The 9,363-nt window shown below is 69.0% G+C and carries 11 protein-coding genes; 5 read left to right on the top strand and 6 right to left on the bottom strand.

Annotation, left to right across the window (positions count from 1 at the left end; translation table 11 throughout):
* The first annotated feature begins 428 nt into the window (after positions 1–428).
* The 4 genes from LUM46_RS24700 to LUM46_RS24685 all read left to right on the top strand — a co-directional run bounded on the left by LUM46_RS24700 (position 429) and on the right by LUM46_RS24685 (position 5,094).
* On the top strand, positions 429–1,043 hold the full coding sequence (locus tag LUM46_RS24700; RefSeq protein ID WP_274997741.1) for a 3'-5' exonuclease: 615 nt from the start codon (positions 429–431) through the stop codon (positions 1,041–1,043).
* Between the two features lie 157 nt (positions 1,044–1,200).
* Positions 1,201–1,401 carry a hypothetical protein gene (locus LUM46_RS24695; RefSeq protein ID WP_274997740.1) on the top strand — a complete coding sequence of 67 codons (201 nt, stop codon included), beginning with the start codon at positions 1,201–1,203 and terminating at the stop codon, positions 1,399–1,401.
* Between the two features lie 121 nt (positions 1,402–1,522).
* The gene (locus tag LUM46_RS24690) at positions 1,523–2,761 is read left to right on the top strand and encodes a tyrosine-type recombinase/integrase (protein WP_274997739.1); all 1,239 of its coding nucleotides are present in this window, start codon (positions 1,523–1,525) and stop codon (positions 2,759–2,761) included.
* 350 nt (positions 2,762–3,111) lie between these two features.
* Positions 3,112–5,094, top strand: coding sequence for a tyrosine-type recombinase/integrase (locus tag LUM46_RS24685; protein ID WP_274997738.1), 1,983 nt, complete (start codon positions 3,112–3,114; stop codon positions 5,092–5,094).
* Positions 5,095–5,489: 395 nt separating this feature from the next.
* Here the strand turns inward: LUM46_RS24685 and LUM46_RS24680 are convergent, their stop codons facing one another.
* The 6 genes from LUM46_RS24680 to LUM46_RS24655 form a co-directional block, all read right to left on the bottom strand.
* Entirely contained in the window at positions 5,490–5,771 is a 282-nt protein-coding gene (locus LUM46_RS24680) for a hypothetical protein (protein WP_274997736.1), read from the bottom strand.
* Between the two features lie 25 nt (positions 5,772–5,796).
* Entirely contained in the window at positions 5,797–6,132 is a 336-nt protein-coding gene (locus tag LUM46_RS24675) for a YnfA family protein (RefSeq protein ID WP_274997734.1), read from the bottom strand.
* Between the two features lie 12 nt (positions 6,133–6,144).
* Positions 6,145–6,426, bottom strand: a complete 282-nt coding sequence (locus tag LUM46_RS24670; RefSeq protein ID WP_274997732.1) for a hypothetical protein — start codon at positions 6,424–6,426, stop codon at positions 6,145–6,147.
* The gene (locus LUM46_RS24665; RefSeq protein WP_274997730.1) at positions 6,419–6,859 is read right to left on the bottom strand and encodes a MerR family transcriptional regulator; all 441 of its coding nucleotides are present in this window, start codon (positions 6,857–6,859) and stop codon (positions 6,419–6,421) included. Before LUM46_RS24665 ends, LUM46_RS24670 begins: the two co-directional genes overlap by 8 nt.
* On the bottom strand, positions 6,856–7,203 hold the full coding sequence (locus LUM46_RS24660) for a hypothetical protein (RefSeq protein ID WP_274997728.1): 348 nt from the start codon (positions 7,201–7,203) through the stop codon (positions 6,856–6,858). The genes LUM46_RS24665 and LUM46_RS24660 overlap by 4 nt, the downstream gene beginning before the upstream one ends.
* A 116-nt stretch (positions 7,204–7,319) precedes the next feature.
* Positions 7,320–7,712, bottom strand: coding sequence for an ArsR/SmtB family transcription factor (locus LUM46_RS24655; protein ID WP_274997727.1), 393 nt, complete (start codon positions 7,710–7,712; stop codon positions 7,320–7,322).
* 84 nt (positions 7,713–7,796) lie between these two features.
* Here LUM46_RS24655 and LUM46_RS24650 point away from each other — a divergent pair, with 84 nt between their 5' ends.
* A complete protein-coding gene (locus LUM46_RS24650; protein WP_274997726.1) occupies positions 7,797–9,305 on the top strand; it encodes an FAD-dependent oxidoreductase in 1,509 nt (502 codons plus the stop codon).
* Positions 9,306–9,363: the final 58 nt, after the last annotated feature.

Raw genomic sequence — 9,363 nt, 5'->3', positions numbered from 1 at the left:
AACTCTTTGGGGTGGGGTGCGGGCACGGTGAACATCCTTCCAGCGATGCCTGTCGGCACCACAAGTCAGTTGTCACCTATCCGTGCAGCAGTCCCTAGCTAGGTTGCGTCGGCGTCTGGACCTGTGCCGTCGGATAGGGCGGCGGACCGCGTTGAACTGGCAGCAGGGTGTCTCATGACCCAGTACTTGATCGCAAACCCGGATTCAAAGTTGACCGAATCGCGCATGCCAGCCTTCGAGTCGTTGGATGTGCGCGCCGACCAACCGCGTCGCCCACTGCGTGCGACTCCGCGGACTGAGAGCGCCCCGCGAACCGTGCCATTGCGCGTGGCCGTTCAGGGGGCGAGGTGTGCAGACTCCGGTTTGGAGTTCTCACCGCGCGCCCCCGCCTGCGGGTGCCGATTGGTGAACCCATTGGAGGAACCCGCATGACCCGAGACGAGCCCTGGACCGCGGGCGACTATGTCGTGATCGACATCGAAGGCAATGGCGCACGACCACCGGAACTGGTAGAGCTCGCCGTCGTGCCGGTTCGCGGCGGTGTCATCGGCGACGTGCGGGCGTGGCTGGTGCGTCCGCCAACACCGATCACGTGGCACGCCCGCCAGATCCACGGCATCAGCGACGACGACGTCGTCGAGGCGCCGAGCTTCGACGACATCGCGTCGGACGTGCTGGGCGCTCTGGGCGAGGCGATCCCGGTAGGGCATGCGGTGCACAACGACCTGGCTGTCTTACGTCGCGTCTTGCCCGGTTGGCAGCCGCGGTTCGCGCTGGACACGCTCCGGCTCGCCCGTCGCGCCCTTGACCTGCCTTCCTATGGTCTGGGCGCTCTGGTCGAGCATTACGACCTGGGTGTCGGGTTGCCGGCCGGGATGCGGGCCCACCGGGCCGACTATGACGCGCTGGTCACCGCCAGGCTTCTGGTGAAGCTCGCGACCGCCCTCAACTCCCGGGGGGCGACTCTGGCCGAGCTCCGGCACGCCGCCGGCACGACCAGCGCCGCTACCGCAGTCGGCCCGACCCTGCTCGACCTGCTGTAGCCGGCGGGAGACCTGCCCCTTGCGGGATCCCGTCGCCGCCTCCGGGCGAGAGCGGGCTCGCCGTCCGAACAGCACCGGAGCGGCGGACTGACCGATGTACCACCAGCAACGTGACACCGACAAGAGGAACTGAATGACTACCAGGACCAATGACACCGTGCCTGACGACGTTGACGCCCGCGACCACGTACGCGCCATGGTTGCCGAGCTCGTAGACGCCTACCCGCACCAGGTGACGCCGCTCATCGCGCAGGTGATGCACTGGGTGCCCCGGCACCGGTTCTGCCCGCCAGGAACGACCCTCAAGGCCGCGTACGCGAACACCGTCGTACATACGCGGACTGATGCGACGGGATGAGTCACGTCCTCGTTGAGTGCCCCATGTCTTGTTGACCGCACTACTGGCGTGTCGACCGTGCAGCGCGCGATGGCAGCACCGACGCTGATGCCCCCTGGCACGACCTCGAGGAGCGGCATCGATGGCACTGGACGTAGATGGTGAAGACGGCGGTCGTTCCGTCGCGGGACTCGTCGTAGCGCGCAGCGGCTCGGTCCGGCCGACCCGCGCGGCGGACTTGCCGTGGGTCGTGCTCGACGGTGCGGGCGTGGCGATCGAGCCGGTTAGTGAGTTCTTACGCGAGCTGCTGGCATGCGGGAACGGGGCGTCGTCGTGCCGCTCGTACGGGTATGCCCTGCTGAGCTGGTTTCGGTTCCTGGCCGCAGTAGAGGTTCCGTGGAACCGCGCGCAACGTGACGAGGTCCGCGACTTCGTGCTATGGCTGCGTACGAGCGTCAATCCCGCCAGGACGAGGTCCCGGCCAGGCGCGCCGGCGCCGGGCGCGATCAACCCGCGGACCGGCAAGCCGTCGCTGTCCGCGGGATACGCGCCGGCGACGATCAACCATGCGCTGTCGGTGGTCGCGGCGTTCTACGCCTTCCACGTCCGAACCGGCAGAGGGCCGATCGTCTCGCCCGTACCGCCGCAGTCCCGTCGGGGCGGGCGGGTCAACGCCCATCACAATCCGATGGAGCCGTTCGCGTTGCGCAAGCGGGGCAGCTACCGGCAGAAGCAGCCTGACCTGCCGCCGCGCGCGGTGCCCGACGACGTCCTGGACGACTTGTTCTCGCGGCTCGGCTGCAACAGGGACAGGGCCCTGTTCAGCATGTACCTGTCCACTGGTGCCCGGGCCTCGGAGCTGCTGGGCCTGACGGTCGGCGACGCTCACCCGGGCGAGGGCCGTATCTACGTGGCGACCAAGGGCCTCGGCGGGATCAAACAGGCATGCCCTGCCGCGCCGGAGGCATTCACGTGGCTCGCCCTCTACCTCGGCGAGCTCGCGGGTGAGGGGCACCGGCCCGAGCCGGACGAGCCGCTGTGGTGGACCCGACGCAACCCGCCCAGGCCGCTGACCTACACCGCGGTGCGCGCGCTGCTCCGACGCGTCAACGAGTCGATCGGCGCGAACGTCACGTTGCACGACCTGCGCCACACCCTCGCGCTCCGGCTGATCGCCGACCCGCAGGTCACCCTCGTCGATGTCCAGCAGGTCTTGCGCCACCGGCAGATCACGACCACAGGCCGCTACCTGCGACCTCGCGTCGACGAGGTGATCGCGCGGGTTCATGAGCACTACACCCGCCCGCGACCCAGCCCGCGTCCGCTCGCCGGCTGGACGTATGACGAGCAGGACCTGTCCGACGTGTTCGGGGCGCACTGATGGTCGGGCGGCACGGGCAAGCGACTCGCGTGACGCCGATCAGCCGCCGGGAGCCCGGCACGCTTACCGCCCCGGCTGGTCCCGCCTACGCCCCGGCATTGCCGGGCCAGGAGGGAGCAACGCGACAAGAGCTGGTTCGCCTGGCCGAGGTGTTGCTGGACCGCCAGCCCTCGTCCCGGCAACGTGCGGTGCACGCCCTGGCGCTGAGTCGTGCCCTGGACTGGCTGGAGACCTTCGACGGTGAGGACTGGCAGGATCGGTGGCTGCACAGCGGGTCCGACCAAGTCGGTCACCGGTGGCTCCCGGACGTCGCATCAAAGCATCGGCATTCGCTGACCTCAGGTATCAGGATGCTGATCGTCCTGCGCGCGGTCCGGCCCACCTACGCGTGGTTCTTCGCCAGCCGCCTGCTCGGGGTCTACTCCCAGTTCCGTCAGCACAACCACGCCGCCGTCTTCACTGCGATCGAGCCTCACCTGGCTCGCGCGGATACGGGCAGCTACGGCGCCTACGCGTTGAACCTGCTGACGCACATCGCGATCGTCACCGGTAGGTCGCCGCGAGACTTCGATACGGCCGACTTCAACACCTATCGGGCCGCGCGGGCCGCCTCGGGGCGGCCCAGCATCGGGTTGCCCCTGGCCTACGAGGCGCTGCAGGCGATCGGCGGCCTCGTCGGCCAGCCACCGACGCTGCGGCAGGCCATCGCCCGCGGACAGCTCTCGGTTCCCGAACTCGTCGACCGATACCCGATCGTCGACACCGGGATCCGCGACCTGCTCGTGCACTACCTCGTGGAACGCTCGACGGTCCTGGACTACAGCAGCCTGAGCAGCCAGGTCCAGCTCCTGGCCGACCTTTTTTGGTGCGACCTGGAGCGCCACCACCCGGGGATCAACTCCCTGCGGCTGTCCGACCAGGCCATCCAAGGATGGAAGGAACGTCTGCGGATCCTGCCCGACGGCAGCCCGCGCAAGGGCACCCACCTCATCCTGCTCGTGGTACGGGCTCTCTACCTCGACCTGCAACAGTGGGCTCTGCAAGACCCAGCCCGCTGGGCCCAGTGGGCCGCTCCGAGCCCGATCACCGAGGCCGACCTGCGAGGCCAGGCCAAGGCAGACCGCCTCCTGAAGGCACGCATGCAGCAACGCACCCGCACCCTGGTCCCGGTCCTGCCGCGCCTGGTCGCCACCGCCGAGGCCGAGCTCGAGCACACCGGCAGGCTCCTGGCCGCGATGCAGAACACCGAACCGGAGACCGAGGTCACCGTCGACGGGCGCCGCTACCAGCGCACCAAGACCACCTGGAAGATCAACGCCGTCGCGCTCGACGAAGGACCCAGGCGGTTCGACGTCGCGCAACGAGACTGCGACGCGTTCTGGACCTGGGCCACGATCGAGGTCCTGCGCCGCACCGGCGTCCGGGTCGAGGAACTCCTGGAGCTGACGCACGTGGGTCTGCGCCAGTACCAGGCGCCTACCGGCGAGATGGTGCCCATGCTGCAGATCAGCCCGTCCAAGACCGACGCCGAGCGCGTCATCCCCGCCGACCCGGATCTCGTCTCCGTGTTGGCGAAGATCATCCGCCGGGTCAAGGACGACGAGGGACGCGTCCCTCTGGTCCAGCGCTTCGACGAGCACGAGCAGATCTTCGGCCCGCCCCTGCCGCACCTGTTCCAGCACGTCGTCAACTACCAGCGCCAGGTCATCTCAACCGAGCGCATCCGCTCGCTGCTGCGCAAGGTGGCAGGACGCGCCGATCTGCGCGACGTCGACGGAACACCGCTGCGGTTCACCCCGCACGACTTCCGCCGCGTGTTCTCCACCGAGGTCGTCAACGGCGGCCTGCCCATCCACATCGCCGCGAAGCTGCTTGGCCATCTGGACCTGAACACCACCCAGGGCTACGTCGCGGTCTATCCCGAAGAAGTCATCAACCGCTACCGAGCATTCGTCGACGAACGTCGGCAGCGTCGCCCAAGCGAGGAATACCGCGAACCCAGCGACTCCGAGTGGAACGAGTTCCGCGACCACTTCAGCCTCCGCAAGGTCGCCCTCGGCACCTGCGAACGCCCCTACGGAACCCCCTGCCAGCACGAACACGCCTGCGTCCGCTGCCCCATGCTCCGCATGGCACCCGCCCAGATGCCCCGGCTCCTGGAGATCGAACGCAACACCCACGAAAGGCTCGAAGAAGCCCACCGCCTGCAATGGCTCGGCGAAGTCTCCGCGCTGGAAGAGAACCTGCGACACCTCGCTGAGAAGAAGCGCCAGGCCGAGCGACAGCTCCAGCACGTAATCGAAGAGGAGACTGGAGCCGGTGCTCTCGCGTGATCACCCTGGCGAAAATGCCGGTGCAAGCGCCTTGTCTAGTACGGAGAGATCCGTGCCCGAACGGCGAGTACCGCGACGCGATCGATACCGAGTGGCAGGAACTCGACGCTGGGTGCCTGCGGACACCCTTACGGAACTCCGTGCGCGGACGAGCACACCTGCGTGTGATGCCCGATGCTCCAAATGGAGCCCGAGATGCCTCCTCGGCTGGACGAGATCGAAGCGGGCCTCAACGCTCGTCAACGTCGTGCCGAGGGCGAGGTCTGGGGCAGTCAGATCGCATATGCGAGGCTCGCTGCCGTCGTGCGCGGCGACACGCGCCCACCATCAACACGTCCGTGGCAGCTGACCGTCTCGTTTGGGTCGCCTATCACGACAGCGATCGGTCGTGTCGTTCAGGCCGTGAGAGCGGCCGTGATCTGATCGTGCTTGGGTAGGTCCAGTCGACAGCAGGTTGCTGTCGCGACCGGTCGACCGGTCGCGACGTCTACCCCGTCGATCACCAGGGTCGGGGAGGGGTGGTCGCCGACGACGACCTGCACGTCCACTTGGATGCCGGTCTCGGCCTCCGCGTTCCGGATCCGGCCGAGCAGCTCGCCGACCAGCGGGCAGTCCGGGACTTGCAGCACTCGTACCTGTCGTGGGGCCAGTTGCGTGGTGCTGTCACTGTGGGGCATGAGGGCTTCCTTGGGTGTCGTGCTCTCAGGAGGGCCGTGGGGCGTACATGATCACGGCGACACCGACGAGGCAGAGCAGGGCGCCGATCACGTCGTAGCGGTCCGGCTTGAAGCCGTCCATCACCATGCCCCACGCCAGGGATCCGGCGACGAAGATCCCGCCGTAGGCGGCCAGAATGCGGCCGAAGTTGGCGTCGGGCTGGAGTGTGGCAACGAAGCCGTAGATGCCCAGCGCGATGACTCCGGCTCCGATCCAGATCCAGCCGCGGTGCTCTCGGACGCCTTGCCATACCAGCCACGCGCCGCCGATCTCGGCAATGGCGGCCACGATGAAGAGGGCGATCGAACGCAGAGTGTCCACAGGCAAAGCGTGTCACCCTCCCTTGGTGAGGTCGGTGGCCGACGTCGGGCCCGTTGCGATCTGGAAGAGCTCCGGCTCGGGAGCACACGACGTCGCTCTGACTCGCCGCATGCGCAGGAACGCGATCACAGCCGCGACGAGGATGACGAGTCCGAACGCGATCCCGGCGAAGGCAGCCGTCGCGATCGCAGCAGCGGCTCCGCCAGCCGCGATACCGACCAGTGCCAGGAGTGGTGGCGCACAGCAAACGGCGCACGCCGCTGCCCCTGCACCGAGCAGGTGGCGGTCACGCATCGCCGCTCGTCTCGTCGGTCGTCAGCTCGGCGAACGGGATCGGGCAGCAGTCGGTCGTCGCGCACAGCGTGATGTCGTCACATCCTGCGTCGACGGCGGCCTGGAGGTTGGCCTTGATGATCTCCAGGTCGTGGATGCGCTGGTCGACCTCTTCGATCTTGCGTCGCGCCTGAGCCTGAAGGCCCGGGTCGACGACGCGCCCGTGATGATGGCCGGCGGTCAGGAGGTCGGCCACCTCGTCGAGGCTGAACCCCAGGCGTTGTGCGGTCTTGATGACTCGCAGCGCGGTCACCGCCTCTGCGGGGTACAGGCGGTGCCCACCGTTGGTGCGCGCTGGTTCCTCCAGCAGACCCCTGCGCTCGTAGTAGCGCAGCGTCTGCTGGTTGACTCCGGCGGCCTGCGCCACCTGTCCGGAGCGGAGAAGGATCGTCATCGCACGCCACCGGCAGCCATGAGCCGCGCCCGCTCGACCAGGGCGGCCAGAACATCCGCGTGTGCGGGCGGCACGTTCACGGCCAGTCGGACGGAGTCGTTGTCGTCGGTCAGCTCGAACTCGAAGAACGAGCAGCACTGGGACTCCCGTGCGGTCAGGTCGGCGAGCGTTCCGCTCACGTCGTCACCACCGGCGAACCGGAGGGCCGCGCTCGTGGCCGATTGCTCAGTGACGTCGACCAGATGATCGGCGAACACGGCGTCGAACTCCGCCAGCCGTAGCGGGCGCTCGACCGTGGGAAGGGTGCACGCCTGGACATCGACCCAGGCCAACTCGTCAGACATCGCATGCTCCTGATCTACGGAGGCTGTTCACCCCGCGCACTTCCACGCTAAGCCTGTACCTGGGTACAAGATGCAACCCCCAACCTCTGGTCGCGTCACCGCATCGCTGCTGTCCCTCAGTGCGTCGGCTCGGTGACCGTCACCTCCGTCAGCAGTGCCCCGAGCCGGTTCAGCGCACCGGGCACCACCGAGTAATAGCCCCACTTGCCACGCTGCTCACGGGTGAGCAGGCCGGCCTCGACGAGCAGCTTGAGGTGGTGACTCACCGTGGGCTGGGACAGACCGACCGGCTCGGTGAGGTCGCACACGCACGCCTCGCCACCGTCGTGCGCGGCGACGATCGAGAGCAGCCGCACGCGGGTGGGGTCGCTCAGCGCCTTGAACACATGAGCGATCTCGATGGCAGCCTGTGGATCAGCCGCCTCGCGGACCAGCGGCGCGCAGCATGCGCCGGGCGCTGACACCGGGACGGTGCGCGGCGGGTCGGCCAGGTCGAGAGTGGTGGTCATGACTCCCATCTTGCCACGCATCGAAGAGTATGGATATGTTGCGCTCGTTGATCCATCGAGAACTTTCGATCTGAGGAGTCGGTCATGACCGAGACGTCCCGCGAGAACCTGCCTGTCGTCGTCATCGGCGCCGGGCCGGTCGGCCTCGCCGCCGCGGCACACCTGCTGGAGCGCGGCCTGGAACCGCTGGTGCTGGAAGCCGGGGACGGCCCGGCCGCCGCCGTTGCCTCGTGGGGCCATGTCCGACTGTTCTCCCCGTGGCAGTACGACATCGACGCCGCCGCCCGCCGTCTGCTCACCGGAACCGGCTGGACCGAGCCGAACCCGGACGCGCTGCCCACCGGCAGCGACCTGGTCGAGAACTACCTGGCACCGCTGGCCGGAGTCCTGGGCGACCACGTCCGCTACGGCGCGCGGGTCTCCGACGTCGCCAGGGACGGGGCCGACCGGTCCCGGTCCCCCGGCCGCGAGCGTCGGCCGTACCTGGTGCGGTACACCGCAGGCAACGAGGTGCACGAGACCCGCGCCAGCGCAGTCATCGACGCCTCGGGCACCTACGGCACGCCCAACCCGCTCGGCCTGTCGGGCCTGCCCGCGATCGGCGAGGAGCACGCAGCCGAGCACCTGACCGGCGCCCTGCCCGACGTGCTGGGCTTCGACCGCGAGCGGTTCGCCGGCCGGACCGCCCTGGTGGTGGGCATGGGCCACTCCGCGGCGAACACCCTGCTCAGCCTGGTCGAGCTGGCCAAGGAGGAGCTGACCACGCGCATCGTCTGGGCCATCCGCGGGGGCTCGGCGCGCCGCCTGTACGGCGGCGGCAGCGACGACGAGCTGCCCGCCCGCGGTCTGCTCGGTACGCGCCTGCGCGACGCCGTCGAGGCCGGGCGCGTCGAGCTGCTCACCCGGGTCGCGATCGAACGCCTGGAGCCCGACGCCTCGGGCGCCGTGCGTGTGCTGGGCACGGCACGCAAGGACAGCACCGACGGCGTGCTCGACCTGGCCGTCGACACGATCGTCAACGCGACCGGCTTCCGGCCCGACCTGAACATGCTGCGCGAGGTTCGTCTCGACCTGGATCCCGTCGTCGAGGCGCCGCGCCAGATCGCCTCGCTCATCGACCCCAACCACCACTCGTGCGGCACCGTGCCCGCGCACGGCGAGACCGAGCTGACGCACCCGGACGACGGGTTCTACCTGGTCGGCATGAAGTCCTACGGCCGGGCGCCCACGTTCCTGCTGGCCACCGGCTACGAGCAGGTGCGGTCCGTGGTCGCGGCACTCGCCGGGGACCGGGCAGCGGCCGACGCCGTCGAGCTGAACCTGCCGCAGACCGGCGTCTGCTCCTCGGACCTGGCGTTCGCCGCCGACGCGGACGGCGTGGTCTCCGCCGAGGCTCTGGCCGGCGCGACCAGCGGCGGATGCTGCGCGACGCCGTCAGGCCCGCAGACGGTCACGCTCGGACTGGGTGCACCCGCCGAGGCGGCGTCCGGCTGCGGTAGCACGGCCGAGCAGACCTCTGGATGCGGCAGCGCGCCCGAGCCGGTCAAGGTCGGGTTCGCGACCGGCGTCGAGCACGGCCGCTCCAGCGACTGACGACCGGACCGCAACAGAGGGATGTGAGTCCCGGGCAGGTGCCCGGGACTCACACCCC

Origin of the sequence: Promicromonospora iranensis (assembly GCF_028994805.1) — a bacterium.
Lineage (GTDB): Bacteria > Actinomycetota > Actinomycetes > Actinomycetales > Cellulomonadaceae > Promicromonospora > Promicromonospora iranensis.
This window is presented reverse-complemented; position numbering and strand designations above follow the sequence as displayed.